At 73.6% G+C, this 14,969-nt stretch carries 10 protein-coding genes; 6 read left to right on the top strand and 4 right to left on the bottom strand.

Going from position 1 to position 14,969, the window contains the following annotated elements; translation table 11 throughout:
- The first annotated feature begins 2 nt into the window (after positions 1–2).
- Positions 3–1,364, top strand: coding sequence for a vWA domain-containing protein (locus N7925_RS24410; RefSeq protein ID WP_274345163.1), 1,362 nt, complete (start codon positions 3–5; stop codon positions 1,362–1,364).
- 131 nt (positions 1,365–1,495) lie between these two features.
- Complete coding sequence (locus tag N7925_RS24405; protein ID WP_274345162.1) at positions 1,496–3,052, top strand: FHA domain-containing protein; 1,557 nt, start codon at positions 1,496–1,498, stop codon at positions 3,050–3,052.
- A 15-nt stretch (positions 3,053–3,067) separates the two neighbouring features.
- On the opposite strand, the gene N7925_RS24400 is transcribed toward N7925_RS24405, so the two are convergent.
- The gene (locus N7925_RS24400) at positions 3,068–4,063 is read right to left on the bottom strand and encodes a methyltransferase domain-containing protein (protein ID WP_274345161.1); all 996 of its coding nucleotides are present in this window, start codon (positions 4,061–4,063) and stop codon (positions 3,068–3,070) included.
- A 109-nt stretch (positions 4,064–4,172) separates the two neighbouring features.
- Here N7925_RS24400 and N7925_RS24395 point away from each other — a divergent pair, with 109 nt between their 5' ends.
- The 4 genes from N7925_RS24395 (at position 4,173) to N7925_RS24380 (ending at position 11,958) form a co-directional block, all read left to right on the top strand.
- The gene (locus N7925_RS24395) at positions 4,173–4,577 is read left to right on the top strand and encodes a globin (RefSeq protein WP_274345160.1); all 405 of its coding nucleotides are present in this window, start codon (positions 4,173–4,175) and stop codon (positions 4,575–4,577) included.
- 226 nt (positions 4,578–4,803) lie between these two features.
- Positions 4,804–8,094 carry an ABC transporter permease gene (locus N7925_RS24390; protein WP_274345159.1) on the top strand — a complete coding sequence of 1,097 codons (3,291 nt, stop codon included), beginning with the start codon at positions 4,804–4,806 and terminating at the stop codon, positions 8,092–8,094.
- Position 8,095: 1 nt separating this feature from the next.
- On the top strand, positions 8,096–10,957 hold the full coding sequence (locus N7925_RS24385; RefSeq protein WP_274345158.1) for an ABC transporter permease: 2,862 nt from the start codon (positions 8,096–8,098) through the stop codon (positions 10,955–10,957).
- Positions 10,954–11,958 (top strand): ABC transporter ATP-binding protein, encoded by a 1,005-nt coding sequence (locus tag N7925_RS24380; RefSeq protein ID WP_274345157.1) that lies wholly within the window; start codon positions 10,954–10,956, stop codon positions 11,956–11,958. Before N7925_RS24385 ends, N7925_RS24380 begins: the two co-directional genes overlap by 4 nt.
- A 102-nt stretch (positions 11,959–12,060) precedes the next feature.
- Here the strand turns inward: N7925_RS24380 and N7925_RS24375 are convergent, their stop codons facing one another.
- Genes N7925_RS24375 through ettA form a run of 3 tightly spaced genes read right to left on the bottom strand, consistent with a single transcriptional unit; the run spans position 12,061 to position 14,866 of the window.
- Positions 12,061–12,777: a hypothetical protein gene (locus N7925_RS24375; RefSeq protein WP_274345156.1), complete on the bottom strand. Its 717-nt coding sequence runs from the start codon at positions 12,775–12,777 to the stop codon at positions 12,061–12,063.
- The gene (locus tag N7925_RS24370; protein WP_265601583.1) at positions 12,774–13,196 is read right to left on the bottom strand and encodes an acyl-CoA thioesterase; all 423 of its coding nucleotides are present in this window, start codon (positions 13,194–13,196) and stop codon (positions 12,774–12,776) included. The genes N7925_RS24375 and N7925_RS24370 overlap by 4 nt, the downstream gene beginning before the upstream one ends.
- A gap of 5 nt (positions 13,197–13,201) precedes the next feature.
- On the bottom strand, positions 13,202–14,866 hold the full coding sequence (ettA, locus tag N7925_RS24365; protein ID WP_265601582.1) for an energy-dependent translational throttle protein EttA: 1,665 nt from the start codon (positions 14,864–14,866) through the stop codon (positions 13,202–13,204).
- Positions 14,867–14,969 lie beyond the last annotated feature (103 nt).

Raw genomic sequence — 14,969 nt, 5'->3', positions numbered from 1 at the left:
AGATGGCCAACTTCTCCAAGTCGAACGTGCCGCAGTTCTCCGTCGAGGTGTATCAGAACGCGTACCTGCCCGAGGGCGGTCGTGAGGTCAACGCGATCGTCACGGTGACCTCGACCGGCGGCGGCACCACCGGCGGCATACCGCTGGCGGGTTCGGCGCCGGCGCCCGCGCACGGGCCGGGGCGGGGCCCCGAGGCGGCCGTGGTGCTGATGGTCGACTGCTCGGGCTCGATGGACTACCCGCCGACGAAGATGCGCAACGCGCGCGACGCGACGGCGGCGGCCATCGACGCCCTGCGCGAGGGCACCCGGTTCGCGGTGGTCGCCGGAACGCATGTGGCCAAGGACGTCTATCCGGGCAACGGGCGGCTCGCGGTCGCCGACCAGCAGACGAAGGCCCAGGCCAAAGAGGCTCTGCGGAAGCTGAGCGCGGGCGGGGGCACCGCGATCGGCACCTGGCTGCGGCTGGCCGACCGGCTGCTGGGCGCGGCCGAGGTGGGCATCCGGCACGGCATCCTGCTGACCGACGGCCGCAACGAGCACGAGGCTCCCGAGGACCTGCGGGCGGCCCTGGACTCCTGCGCCGGCCGGTTCACCTGCGACGCCCGCGGGGTGGGCACCGACTGGGAGGTGAAGGAGGTCACCGCCATCGCCGCCGCCCTCCTCGGTACCGCCGACATCGTCGCCGACCCGGCGGGCCTGGCCGAGGACTTCACGCGGATGATGGAGAACGCCATGGGCAAGGAGGTCGCGGACGTCGCGCTGCGGCTCTGGACGCCGGTCGGGGTGGAGATCCGGTTCGTGAAGCAGGTCGCGCCCACGGTCGCGGATCTGACCGGGCGGCGGACCGAGGCAGGTCCCCGGGCCGGGGACTACCCGACCGGTTCCTGGGGCGACGAGTCCCGCGACTACCACGTGTGCGTCCTGGTGCCGGAGGCGGGGATCGGCCAGGAGATGCTGGCCGCCAGGGTCTCGCTGATCCTGCCCGATCCCTCGGGCGCGGGCGCTCCGCAGACGCTGTCACAGGGGCTCGTACGGGCCGTCTGGACGGACGACATGGTCGCCTCGACCTCGATCAATCCGCAGGTCGCGCACTACACGGGTCAGGCGGAACTGGCACAAGTCATCCAGCAGGGCCTGGACGCACGCAAGTCGGGCGACTTCGACGGCGCGACGGCGAAACTGGGCCGGGCGGTGCAGCTGGCGTCGGCGTCCGGGAACCAGGACACTGCGAAACTGCTTTCGAAGGTGGTCGACGTCGTCGATGCCGCGACAGGTACTGTGCGACTGAAGGCGAAGGTTGCGGAAGCGGACGAGATGACCCTCGAAACGCGCTCCACCAAGACCGTTCGCGTCAAGAAGTAGCACGGCACGGTCATCGGACGACCGCCGGGCCGTGAGCACAGAGCAACCATACGTATGCGTTGGGCGAGGACGCCCGCGATCGACAGCATGACGGCCTCCGGGGCCGGAAGAGGAGAGGGGGAAGCGCCGACATGCCGACCTGCCCGAACGGACACCAGTCGGGTTCCGAGGACTGGTGCGAGGTCTGCGGACACCGCATGGCAAGCGGCGGTGCGCCCGCGGGCGCGGTGCCCCCGCCGCCTCCTCCGCCGCCCGCGCCCGGTTACGGCTACCCGCAGCAGGGTTCCGGCGGCGGCCGGCCCACCATGCAGGCGGAGCTGTGCCCGCAGTGCCGCACGCCGCGTGAGGCGATGGCGCCGTACTGCGAGGAGTGCCGCTGGAACTTCCTCACCAACACGGCGACCTCCTACACCCCGCTGGCCCCGCAGCACGGCACGCCCGGCGGGCCTCCCGGCCTCAACCTGCCGCCCGGATTCCAGGCGCAGGGGCCCGGCTCCGGCGGTCCCGGCGGCCGGCCCGGCTCCGGCGGTCCCGGCGGCCGGCCCGGCCCCGGCGGACCCGGCGCTCCCGGTGGTCAGGGCGGTCCGCCCGGCGCTCCCCAGCCGCGCGACCCGTTCGACTACCAGGGCTCGCGCCCCTCGCAGATGAACCGTCCCGCCGAGCCGCTCGCCCCCGAGCAGAACGGTCCGCACGGGAACGGCGGTCCGCACGGCAACGACGGTCCGCACGGCAACGACGGCCAGGGCGGTTCTGTGCCGCAGGCGTTCCAGCAGGGGCCCCCGCCGCCGTTCTCGTTCCAGCAGGGCCCCCCGCCGCAGCAGCAGTCCGGACCCTCGCCGTTCGAACCGCAGCAGTCGTCTCCCTCGACGCACTCACCGTTCGAGCCCCAGCAGTCGGCCCCCTCGCCGCACTCGCCGTTCGAGCCCCAGCAGTCGGCCCCCTCGCCGCACTCACCGTTCGAGCCCCAGCAGTCGGCCCCCTCACCGTTCGAGCCCCAGCAGGCCTCGCCCTTCGCGCCGTCGCAACAGCAGCAGCAGTCGGCGCCGCCCGGGCCGCCGCAATCGTCGGGGCACACCGGCGGCGGGGACGACTGGATGCTGCCGCCGCCCTCCCAGGCACAGCAGGCACAGCAGGCACAGCAGCAGCAGGCGTTCCAGCAGCCCGGCCCCCACCAGGGCCAGGACCACGGCCAGGGCCAGGGCCAGGGCTATGACCAGGGCCAGGGCTATGACCAGGGTCAGCAGCACGGCGGGGTGCCCGGTCAGGGCCGGCCCCAGCAGTCCGCCTCCTGGACCGCCGTGATCGCCCCCGACCGCGCGTACTTCCTCGCGATGATGCAGCGCAGCGGCCCTGAGGCGACCGGGCTGAACCTGCCCGCGTACTCCCCGGAGCAGCGCCTTCCGCTCACCGGGAGCCAGATCACCATCGGGCGTCGCCGGCACAGCACCGGCGAGTCCCCCGACGTCGACCTGTCGGTGCCCCCGGAGGACCCGGGCGTCTCGCACCAGCACGCGGTGCTGGTGCAGCAGCCCGACGGCAGCTGGGCGGTCGTGGACCAGAACTCCACCAACGGCACCACGCTGAACGGCGCCGAGGACCCGATCCAGCCCTACGTCCCCGTACCGCTCCAGGACGGCGACCAGGTGCACGTCGGGGCGTGGACGACGATCACGGTGCGCCGGGACTGAGGCGGCACGCGCCGCTCACCCGGCGCCGAGCGGCCAGGTGTACGGGCCCTGCGGGTCGTCGAGCCAGGCCCACTGCCGGCCCTGGCCGACCGTGACGCCGTACCTCTCCCGCCCCGGGCGCTCCTCGCGCTCCCAGAGGGAGAGCGCCTCGTGCGGATCGAGGGTTCCCGCGGTCAGGGTCAGGAGGAACCGGAACAGGTCGTCCCCGGCGACCCGGCGCGGCAGTCCGCCCAGGTGCGGCAGCACGCCCGGACCCGGGAGCGCCCCGCGCAGCGGCACGAAGTACGCCGGGGTGTGCAGGAAGCGCCCCTCGGCGCGCGGCCCGTGCTCCGTCGCGCGGACCTGGAGCAGGACCAGGCCGGTGGCGAGCGGCGCGAGGATGCGCGCGCCCGGACGGCACTGCTCCGGCCAGCTCCCCGGTACGGACGGCAGGGTGCACGTCGCGATGATCCGGTCGTACGGGGCGCGCTGCGGGCAGCCCCGGGCCCCGTCGCCGGTGACCACCGTCGGGTGGTACCCGGCCGCGGCGAGGTGGCGCCGGGCCGTCTCCGTGATCTCCGGGTCGAGGTCGACGCTGGTCACCGCGGAGTCGCCGAGCCGGTGGGCGAGCAGCGCCGCGTTGTAGCCGGGGCCGGTGCCGATCTCCAGGACCGTGTGCCCGTCCCGTAGGCCGAGGGCGTCGAGCATCAGGGCCATCAGGGACGGCTGGCTGGAGGACGAGACGAGTTCGCCGTCCTTGAGGCGGGTGGCCAGCGCCCCGTCGGCGTACACCCCGCGCAGCCAGCGGGAGCGCCGTTCGGGTTCGGGGTCCTCGCCCCACAGGCGCTCGAAGCCCCGGATTCCGTGCACGTAGTAGAACGGCACGAACAGATGCCGGGGCACCTCGGCGAAGGCCGTGCGCCAGGCGGGGTCGGTGAGCTCGCCCCGCGCGGCGATCTCCCGCACGAGGGCCTCACGCGCCGCGTCGGCCTCGGCGTCGGACGGGGAGGAGCCTTGCCGGTGTGCACCCATGTCTCCACTGTCCTGCGCCGGGGCCGTGCGGGCGAGCGGCCGAACGGGCCTTTCGGCCCTTGGTCCTAGGACCCCCGTGCCCGGTCGGCGCGTCTGCGACCATGGACGGGTGACTGAGATTCCGCGCGACACGCTTCAGGAGCAGACCTTCTACGAGCAGGTCGGCGGCGAGGCGACCTTCCGGCGCCTGGTCCATCGCTTCTACGAGGGCGTGGCGGGTGACGAGCTGCTGCGGCCGATGTATCCGGAGGAGGATCTGGGGCCGGCCGAGGAGCGGTTCGCGCTGTTCCTGATGCAGTACTGGGGCGGCCCGCGCACCTACAGCGACCACCGGGGTCACCCGCGGCTGCGCATGCGGCACGCGCCGTTCCGGGTGGACCGGGCGGCGCACGACGCCTGGCTCGCCCATATGCGGGTCGCGCTGGACGAGCTGGGGCTCGCGCCCGAGCACGAGCGGCAGCTGTGGGACTACCTGACCTACGCAGCCGCCTCGATGGTCAACGCCGCCGACTGATCAGCGCCGACAGCAGCGACAGCAGCGACAGCAGCAGCGTCGGCTGATCATCTGTGCACGATCCGTGACCGGGCAACTCCGGAATTCGACACTCCATCTCCGCATAACGATCACGATCGCATCAAGGTGTACCTGCAAGCGGTTACCAGAACCCTGTTGCCTCTGAAAGCATCTCCGGTACGTCGGGGGGCGTGCGCACGCGGTGTTTCCGGGGCTGGGGGATCAGGTGACGGGTTTCGTCCTTCTGCGGGTGAGGGCTCATCGCCTCCTGCTGTCCGCGGCCGTCCTGGCCGTCCTGCTGACCACCTCCGTCCTGGCCGCGCTCACCGCGTTCTCCAATTCCGTGGGCGACGCGGCCCTGCGCCACTCGCTCACCCACGGGTCGGCCGCCTCCGCCGCCCTCGTCGTCTCCGCGTCCGTGGACCACGAACAGCGCGCGGCGGCCGACGACGCCGTCCGCAAGGCCTCCCGCGCCGCCTTCGCCGGGCTGCCCGTGACCGTGGGAAAGCTGGAGAGTTCGGGGTCGTACGCGCTGCCGCGGAGCCTCCAGGACCCGGCCGCCCGGCGGGGCAAGGAACCGGACCTCACCCACTTCGCCGCCCTCGACCCGAGCCGGGTGCGGATCACCGGGGGCAAGGCGCCCGCGGCCCCCGACGGCGCGGGTCCCGTCCAGGTCGCGCTGCCCGTCGTCGCCGCCGAGGCGCTGAAGCTGAAGCCGGGCGCCCGGCTCACCATCACCGACCGGCTGCGCGACAAGAAGCAGCGGGTCCTGGTCACCGGCGTCTACGAGGCCGCCGACCAGTCCGACCCGTACTGGCAGCTGGATCCGCTCGGCGGGCGCGGGGTGCGCGAGCTCGCCTTCACGACGTACGGCCCCCTGCTCACCGATCCCTCGGTCCTCGCCTCCGGTGCGCTCACCGAGGGCGAGACGTCCTGGCTGGCGTCCGCCGACTTCGCCGAGCTGACCACCGGCTCCATGGAAGGGCTGCGCGAGGCGTCGGCCGGCGCCCCGAAGGCCCTGACGGCCGCACCGGTGTTCGCTTCCGGGGTCAACGCCCGGACATCGCTGCCCACCGTGCTCGACCAGCTCGACCGGGCGCTGCTGGTCTCCCGCTCCACGCTGATGATCGTCGCGGTGCAACTGGTGCTGCTCGCCGCGTACGCCCTGCTGCTCGTGGCCCGGCTGCTGAACAGCGAGCGGGACGGGGAGCGCGAACTGCTGCGGGCCCGGGGCGGCTCGCGGGGCCGGATCACTTCGTTCGCCGCGATCGAGGCGCTGTTGCTGGCCGTGCCCGCCGCGGTGGTCGCCCCCCTGCTCGCGGGCCCGCTGACCGGGCTGCTGGCCGAGCGCAGCGCCCTGGCCCGGATCGGGCTGAAGGTTCAGGAGACCTCGACCGGCACCGTGTGGCTGGTCTCCGCGGCCGTCGCGCTGGCCTGCGCCCTGGCCGTGGTGGCTCCGTCCCTGACGGCCGGAGCGGGTGGGCGCAGGACCCGGGCCGCGTCGCTGCCCGGGCCGGTGCGGGCGGGCGCGGACCTCGGGCTGCTCCTGATCGCGGCGGTGGCGTACTGGCAGTTGGACCGGCAGTCCGGCAGCGGGGCGCTCAGCGGCGACCAGGCGGGCAACCTCGGGATCGACCCCCTGCTGGTCACCGCCCCCGCGCTGGCACTGCTCGCCGGTACCGTCCTCACGCTGCGCCTGCTGCCGCCCGCGGCGAAGCTCGCCGAACGGCGCGCGGCCAGGGGCCGGGGGCTGCCCGCGGCCCTGGCGGGCTGGCAGTTCAGCCGGCGGCCGTTGCGCGGGGCGGGGCCGGTGCTGCTGCTGGTCCTGTCGGTCGCGATGGGCATGCTGGCGATCGGGCAGAGCGCCTCCTGGAACCGCTCGCAGTCCGACCAGGCGGACTTCGGCTCCGGCGCCTCGGTCCGGATCATGGGCGGGCACGGGAGCGGTCCGGCGACGGCCGGCTCGTACAGCGCCCTGGAGGGGGTGCGGCAGGCGGCCCCCGCCTACCGGGCGGACGTGGAGGTCTCCGGCGGGCGCACCGCGGAGGTCATCGCCCTGGACACCGCGCACGCGGACGAGCGGATGCTGATGCGCTCCGACCTCGCCGACGGAAGCCCGCGGGAGCTGTTCGAGGCGATCGCCCCGGAGCGGGCCCCACGCCCCGGGCTCGTACTCCCCGAGGACAGCACCCGGTTGAAGCTGGACCTGCGGATCACCACGGTGTCGAAGCCCGCCGGGGACAGCCTGTACCCGGACCCGGATCCGCCGGTGGTCACCGTGCTCCTGGAGGACCGCTACGGCCTCCCCTACCGCGCCCTGGCCGGTCCCGTGCCGGTGGACGGCCGGCCGGTCCCGGTCTCCTTCCCGGTGTCGGCGGCGGGCGGTCTGGCCGTGATCGGCATCGAGGTGGACGCCGCCGCGCCGTCCGACTACGCGCGCGAGCACCGGGTCTCGGTGAGCGACGTGCGGGTGGTCGCCGGGTCGGGCGCCGAACGCCCGGTGCCGGCCCCGGAGTCACTGCGCTGGGACGCGGCCATGACGCTCACCGAGTACGGCGAGGGCCGGCCGGGCAAGCCGCCGGTGCGCAACGGCGCGTCGGGCCTGCCGGACTTCACGTACGACACCGGTGTGGACAACGAGGACAACTGGGAGCCGACCAGCGGCACCCTGCGGGTCACCGCCGCCCGGCCGAAGGCCGCCGCGGTCAAGGCGGTCGCGACGGACGCCTATCTGAAGAGCACCAACGCGAAACTGGGCGACGAGATCGACGTCACCCTGGCCGGGAACACCGTCCGGGTGACCCTGGCGGAGGCGGTGCGCCGGCTGCCGACCACCGGGGCCGACGGAGCGTCCGGCGCCCCGGACCCGGTGGCGAGCGGCGGCGCGCTGCTGCTGGACCTCAAGGCCGTCACCGAGGTCCTGGCCCACCGGCCGACCGCCACGATCGAGGCGACCGAATGGTGGCTGAGCGCGGCCCCGGGCGATGCCGCGCAGGTGGCGGCCGCCCTGCGCGCCCTGCCGGACACCGATCCGGCCCAGGTGCTGGTCCGGGCGGAGGCCGCCCAGCGGCTGGTGGACGATCCGCTGGGGGCGGGGCCGCAGTCGGCGCTGCCGGCCGTGGCGGTGGTCGCCGCCGCGCTGGCGGCGGTCGGCTTCGCGGTCAGCGCCTCCGGGTCCCGGCGCGAACGCTCCGCCGAGCTGGGCGTGTTGCGGGCGCTCGGCGCGCCGCGCCGCCAGCTGGCCCGCATGATCGCCGCCGAGCAGGGCGTACTGATCGCGCTCGCCCTGCTCATCGGGGTCGGCATCGGCACGGTACTGACCCGGGCCGTCGTTCCGCTCATCGTGCTGACCGGACAGGCCGACCGGCCCGTTCCGGCGGTGCTGGTCGAGCTGCCCGCCGGTCAGGTCGCCGCGCTGCTGGCCGGGGTCGCCGCGCTGCCGCTCGTGATCGTCGCGTCGATGGCGCTCCGCCGCGGGGACCCGGCGGTCACACTGCGCCACCAGGGGGACCACTGACATGGGTCACAACAACCGGGCGGCCACCGCCCCGTGGACCCGTACCCGGCTGCGTACCGCGCCCGGTGCGGCGGCGGCACTCGCGGTGCTGGTGCTGGTGACGGCGTTCCTCGCCGCGGCGTTCCCGCGGGCCGTGGACGCGTACGAGACGGAGGGGCTGCGCCACGACATCCGGACGGCGGACGCGGGCCGCAGCGTTCTGGAGGTCTCCCGCCCGCAGCCCGGTCTTGAACTGCCGCAGGCGCAGCGGGACGCCGAGGCTCGGAGCCCCGAGCTGACGCGGGTCGGGGCCGGGCTCCTGAAGACGCTGCCCGCACCCCTGCGCGCCGACACGTCGTCGGTCGCGTACGGGGTGCGCACCACGGAGCCGGCCCTCGCGGACGAGCCCTGGCTGCCGAGGCCCGACGCGGTTCCGCCGAAGCTCTCCTACGTGGCGCAGACGGGACTGAAGGACCACGCCACCCTGGCCTCGGGCGCCTGGCCCACGACGCCGCGGGAGGTCACATCGGACTCCCGTGAGGTGCAGGGCGCGGTCACCGAGGAGACGGCGGCCGAGCTGAAGGTGAAGGTCGGCGCGACGGTCGAGCTGCTCACCGCGGCCCAGGAACCCATCACCGTGACGATCACCGGCATCGTGGCCCCGCGCGATCCGCGCGGCAGCTACTGGTCCGCCGATCCGCTGCTGCGCACCCCGTCCCTGGTCCCGGACCCCGAGGCCCCCTTCCCGGTCTTCTACTGGACCGGCACGGTCCTGCTGGCCGAGGACGCCGGTCCCGCGCTCCTGAGCACGGCCACCGAGCCGGCCCTCTTCTGGCGGATCCCGCCCGACCCGGCCGGGCTGACCGGCCGCGACGGCGCCCGGCTGACGGAGGTCATCGCCTCGCTGGAGAGCGGCCCCGGGCTCCTGAAGGTGCGGGAGACCGCCGGGGAGACCGCGGCGTTCGCCACCGGACTCGGCCACATCGTGGAGGCCAACGCGCGGATGCGCGACGCGATCAGTCCCGTGATCGCGGTCGCCGCCCTCGGCATCGGCTCCGTGGCCGCCGTCGTCCTGCTGATGACGGGGTCCCTGATCGCCGCCCGCCGACGCAGCGAGCTGGCGCTGATGCGCTCACGCGGCGGCTCGCTGCGCGGCATCGGCGGCCGGCTGCTCGCGGAGACCGCGGTGACCGTGCTGCCCGCGAGCGCGCTCGGGCTGCTGCTCGCGGTGCTGGCCGTGGGCGAGGGCCGGTGGTGGCCGGGAGCGCCGGCGGCCGCCGGCGTCGGCCTCCTGGTGTGCGTCGCCCTGCCGCTGCGGACGACGCTCCAGCACATCCGGCCCACGCTGCACGGGGCCCGCGAGGACATGGTGAGCGCCCGCCCCTCGCGTCGGCGGACCGTGGCCGAACTGACCCTGCTCGTGCTGGCGGTCGGCGCGGTGACGGCGCTGCGCCGTCGCGGTACGTCGTCCGATGACGGCACCGACCTGCTGGTCAGCGCCGCGCCGGTGCTCGTCGCGCTGATCGCGGCGCTGGTGCTGGTGCGCCTCTACCCGCTGCCCCTGCGGCTCGCGACGCGCATGATGGCCCGGCTGCGCGGGGCGATCGGCTTCCTCTCGCTGGCCCGCGCCGGCCGTTCCTCGGCCGGCGGGGCGCTGCCGCTGCTGGCCCTGCTGCTGGCGCTGGCCACGGCGGCGTTCGGCGGCTCGGTGATCGCCGGCGTCGGGGACGCGCGCGACGACGCGGCGCTGGCGTCCGTCGGCGCCGACGCCAGGGTCAGCGGCGTGAGCGAGCGGACGACGCTGCCCGACGAGCTGGTCCGCACGGTGCGCGACCTGGACGGCGTACGGGGCACGGCACCGCTGCGGATCGAGCACAGCGTGGCCCTGCCGGAGGCCGCGGCAGGTGACGGCGGAGCCGACGGAAACAGTGCCGGTACGGGTACGGGTACGGGTACGGGTACGAGCAGCGTCGAGGACGTGGGGGCGGCGGCCGTGGTGGGCGTCGACCCCGCCCGGTACGCCGACGTGGCCCGCGCGACCGGGCTGCCGGCCTTCCCGGCCGCCCGGCTGAAGGCCACCGGCCCCTCGGCCCCCCTGCCCGAGGGCACGGAGTCCGGTCCGGACCGCGTCCTGCCGGCCATCGCCTCCCCGTCGGTGGCGGCCCGCCTGGGCAAGGAGCCGCAGGCGCTCGACACGCTGTCCGGGAACTTCAAGGTCCAGGTCGTGGGAACGGTCCCGCGCGTCGCCTCGCTCTCCACGACGAACTTCCTGATCGTGAACTCCGCCGCCCTGGAACAGCAGGCGCCCACCACGCTGCTCCTCACCGGCGCACCGGATCCCCGGAAGCTGCACGCGGCGGTCGAAGGAAGCGGCGAGGAGTACGCCGCACACCTGCGGTCCGAGGAGCGCGCGCGGTATGTGAACACCCCGATGCAGGCGGGGGCCGAGCGCATCTACCTCGCGGCCGTCGCGGCGGGCGCCGGATACGCGCTGCTGGCCGTCCTGCTGTCGTTGCTCCAGACCGCGCCGGAGCGCAAGACGCTGCTGGCGCGGCTGCGCACGATGGGGCTCACCACCGGGCAGGGCAGGCGGCTGCTGGCCTTCGAGGCTACGCCGCAGGCCCTGCTGGCGGCGGGCGGCGGACTGTTCACCGGCTGGGCGACCATCGCCCTGCTCTCCCCCGGCGTCGATCTGGTGCCGCTGGCGCTCGCGGGCGTCGCCGGATCGGACACGGGCCCCGTCCCCCTGCGCACCGACCTCTGGTCGCTGGGGCTGCCGGCCGCCGGGGTCGTGGCGCTCGCCGCCGCGGTCGCGGGCGTTCAGGCGTGGTGGGCGAGCCGCCGCGGATCGATCACCGAACTCAGGGCAGGAGACTCCCGATGACCTCGTCCACCGAGACGGAAAGCACGGCCCGCGCGGCCGAAACGACGCTGGCGGAGCTGGAGCAGCGGGCCGCGGCCCGCCGGGACCGCCCTTCCTACGGGCACGACGCGCTGATCGCCTGCGACCGCGTGGTGCGGATCTTCACCACGGACGGGGTGGAGGTGCAGGCTCTCCAGGGCCTCGATCTCCTGGTCACCGAGGGCGAGTTGATGGCTCTGGTGGGGGCGTCGGGCAGCGGCAAGTCGACGCTGATGAACATTCTGGCGGGTCTGGACGTGCCGACGGCGGGGTCGGCGAAGGTCGCGGGCTGCGACCTGCTGTCGATGGGCCCGAAGGAACGGCTTCGCTACCGCCGGGACGTGGTCGGGTTCGTCTGGCAGCAGACCGCCCGCAATCTGCTCCCGTATCTCACCGCGATCCAGAACATCACCCTGCCCATGCAGTTGCGCGGTGGCGGCAGCAAGCGCGAACGGGCTTCCCGCGCCGAGTCGTTGCTCACGATGCTCGACATCGCGGACTGCCGCGACCGGCGTCCCCAGCAGCTGTCCGGCGGGCAGCAGCAGCGGGTGGCCATCGCGGTGGCGCTGGCCAACTCCCCTTCCGTGCTGCTCGCGGACGAGCCGACCGGGGAGCTGGACTCGGCCACCGGGGAGCAGGTCTTCGCCGCTTTCCGGCGCGCCAACGAGGAGTTGGGCACCTCGATCGTGATCGTCACCCATGACCAGGCGGTCGCGGACGAGGTGCGGCGTACGGTCGCCATCCGCGACGGCCGTACCTCGTCCGAGGTGCTGCGCCGTACGGAGGTGGACGCGGCGACGGGCCAGGAGTCGCAGGTGGCCCGGGAGTACGCGATGCTCGACCGGGCGGGGCGGCTCCAGCTGCCCGCGGACTACACCCGGACGCTGGGCATGGAGCACCGGGTGCTGCTGGAGCTGGAGCAGGACCACATCGGCGTCTGGCCGGACGCGCACGGGGCGGCCCCGGAAGAGCCGGGCAAGTAGGACCGGGCCGGCACAAGCAGGGCCGGCCCTCATGGCGGTGGCACGGGGTGCTGCACCCGTCCGCGTCGATCAGCGGGCGTCCGGCGGCACGGGGCCTCCGGGTCAGCGGGGGCCGACGGTGAAGGGCAGGGCGCCGAGCTCGCCGCTCGTCGCGCGGCGCAGGGCGATCGAGCCGTAGGGGGTCCGCAGCCGGAGCCAGCTGCCCGCGGACAGCAGCGACACCGGGAACCGCGGGTCGGCCCGGAGGAAGCCGAGGGACTGGGCCGCGTGGACGGCCCGGAGCGGAAGGTCCGTGGCCCCGACCGGCCGGGACCAGATCTCGCGGCCGATGCCGTCCCGCTCGGCACGGGTGCGCCGCTCCTCGGGCAGGGCCTCGTCCCGGGTGCGGAACTCGGTGACGGCTGCCTCCAGGGCGGCGCGCAGGGCGTCCGGCCCGGGCAGTCCCGGCTGCTCCCGCCAGGGCCCCCGGGGCGGCAGGACACCGGTCCACGGCGGCCCGGTGACAGGGGCGGGCAGCGCACCGGCGCCCGGCTCCGAGGGATCCGTGGGGTCGCCGGGGACGGGCACGTCGAGGGTTTCCAGCAGCTCCCCGGCCGACACCGTGACGTCGAGCGTCTCGGGGCGGGCCAGGCGGGCGGCGCGGATGGCGAGGACCTCGAAGGAGGGCGGACGGCCGAACACGGCCAGTGCGTCGCCGCCGCCCGCCTGCAACCGGACCGCGGCGGCCCGGTCGTAGTGGAGCAGCCGGCCGAGGAAGGCGGCGAGATCCGCCGCCTCCCTCGCGTCGGCGAACCGCAGCGACTGCACGGGCACGGTCATGCCGCAGCGGGCTCCTCTGCCAGGTACTGCTGGAGGAAGAGCTTCTCCTCGGCGGAGATCCGCCGGGGCCGCTCCGCCGCCAGGTCGTACGGCACGACGACGGTCGAGGCGCGTACGTACACCTGGTCGGCGTCCTTGATCTCATAGGCGATCGTCAGGGACGCGGCGCCGATCTTCGTGACCCACGACTCGACGGTCACCGGCTCGTGCCGGTGGACCAGCGGCCGTACGTAGTCGATCTCGTGACGGGCCACGACGGACCCGCCCGCGAACGACGGCGAGCCGTCCCCGGGCGCCAGCCGGAACATGAAGTCGATGCGCGCCTCCTCCAGGTAGCGGAGGAAGACCACGTTGTTGACGTGGCCGAAGGCGTCCATGTCCGACCAGCGCAGGGGGCAGCTGTAGAGGTGACGAGCCAAGACGATCAGCCTCGCGTGAGCTTCTTGTACGTGGCACGGTGCGGGCGGGCCGCGTCCGCGCCGAGCCGCTCGACCTTGTTCTTCTCGTACGACTCGAAGTTGCCCTCGAACCAGTACCACTTGGAGTCACCCTCGTAGGCGAGGATGTGCGTGGCGACGCGGTCCAGGAACCAGCGGTCGTGGGAGATGACCACAGCGGCGCCCGGGAACTCCAGGAGGGCGTTCTCCAGCGAGGAGAGCGTCTCGACGTCGAGGTCGTTGGTGGGCTCGTCGAGGAGCAGCAGGTTGCCGCCCTCCTTGAGCGTCAGCGCCAGGTTGAGGCGGTTGCGCTCACCACCGGACAGGACGCCGGCCGGCTTCTGCTGGTCCGGGCCCTTGAAGCCGAACGCGGAGACGTAGGCGCGCGAGGGCATCTCGACCTGGCCGACGTTGATGTAGTCCAGCTCGTCCGAGACGACGGCCCAGAGGGTCTTCTTGGGGTCGATGTTGGCGCGGGACTGGTCGACGTAGGAGATCTTGACCGTGTCGCCGACCTTGATGGCGCCGCTGTCCGGCGTCTCCAGGCCCTGGATCATCTTGAACAGCGTGGTCTTGCCCGCGCCGTTCGGACCGATGACGCCGACGATGCCGTTACGGGGCAGCGTGAACGACAGGTCGTCGATGAGGACCTTGTCGCCGAAGGCCTTCGAGAGGTTCTCGACCTCGACGACGATGGAACCGAGCCGCGGGCCCGGCGGAATCTGGATCTCCTCGAAGTCCAGCTTCCGCATCTTGTCCGCCTCGGCCGCCATCTCCTCGTACCGGGCGAGACGGGCCTTGGACTTCGTCTGGCGGCCCTTGGCGTTGGAGCGGACCCACTCCAGCTCCTCCTTGAGCCGCTTCTGGCGCTTCTCGTCCTTGCGGCCCTCGACCTTGAGACGGGTGGCCTTGCGCTCCAGGTACGTGGAGTAGTTGCCCTCGTAGGGGATCGCGCGGCCGCGGTCGAGCTCCAGGATCCACTCGGCGACGTTGTTCAGGAAGTACCGGTCGTGGGTGACGGCGACGACCGCACCCGGGTACTTCGAGAGGTGCTGCTCCAGCCAGTTCACCGACTCGGCGTCGAGGTGGTTGGTGGGCTCGTCGAGGAGGAGCAGGTCCGGGGCCTCGATGAGCAGCTTGCAGAGCGCCACGCGGCGCTTCTCGCCACCGGAGAGGGTGGTGACCGGCCAGTCGCCGGGCGGGCAGCCCAGGGCGTCCATGGCCTGCTCCAGCTGCGCGTCCAGGTCCCAGGCGTTGGCGTGGTCCAGATCCTCCTGGAGCTTGCCCATCTCGTCCATGAGCGCGTCGGAGTAGTCGGTCGCCATCAGCTCGGCGACCTCGTTGAAGCGCTTGAGCTTGCCCATGATCTCGGCGGCGCCGTCCTGGACGTTCTCCAGGACGGTCTTGCTCTCGTCGAGCTTCGGCTCCTGCATGAGGATGCCGACGCTGAAGCCGGGCGAGATGAAGGCGTCACCGTTGGACGGCTGCTCCAGGCCCGCCATGATCTTCAGCACCGTGGACTTACCGGCGCCGTTGGGCCCCACGACACCGATCTTCGCGCCGGGCAGGAAGTTCAGGTTGACGTCATCGAGAATCACCTTGTCGCCGTGCGCTTTGCGCGTCTTGCGCATGGTGTAGATGTACTCAGCCAAGAGAAACCGTCCGGCAGCAATAGAGGTGTGGGCAGATACACCCCATCTTGCCTGACAGCCCTCCCCGGACGGAAACCCGTCCGGGGATCGACACGGGAACGAC

It is taken from the genome of Streptomyces sp. CA-278952, from assembly GCF_028747205.1.
GTDB lineage: Bacteria > Actinomycetota > Actinomycetes > Streptomycetales > Streptomycetaceae > Streptomyces.
Note: the sequence above shows the minus strand (reverse complement) of the source record. Positions and strands in the feature narration are given on the sequence as shown.

Bases quoted from the DNA above. Each gene is read 5' to 3' on its own strand.
- N7925_RS24405 (WP_274345162.1), top strand. From the start codon at position 1,496: ATGCCGACCTGCCCGAACGGACACCAGTCGGGTTCCGAGGACTGGTGC.
- N7925_RS24375 (WP_274345156.1), bottom strand. From the start codon at position 12,777: ATGACCGTGCCCGTGCAGTCGCTGCGGTTCGCCGACGCGAGGGAGGCG.
- N7925_RS24380 (WP_274345157.1), top strand. From the start codon at position 10,954: ATGACCTCGTCCACCGAGACGGAAAGCACGGCCCGCGCGGCCGAAACG.
- N7925_RS24410 (WP_274345163.1), top strand. From the start codon at position 3: ATGGCCAACTTCTCCAAGTCGAACGTGCCGCAGTTCTCCGTCGAGGTG.
- N7925_RS24400 (WP_274345161.1), bottom strand. From the start codon at position 4,063: ATGGGTGCACACCGGCAAGGCTCCTCCCCGTCCGACGCCGAGGCCGAC.
- N7925_RS24385 (WP_274345158.1), top strand. From the start codon at position 8,096: ATGGGTCACAACAACCGGGCGGCCACCGCCCCGTGGACCCGTACCCGG.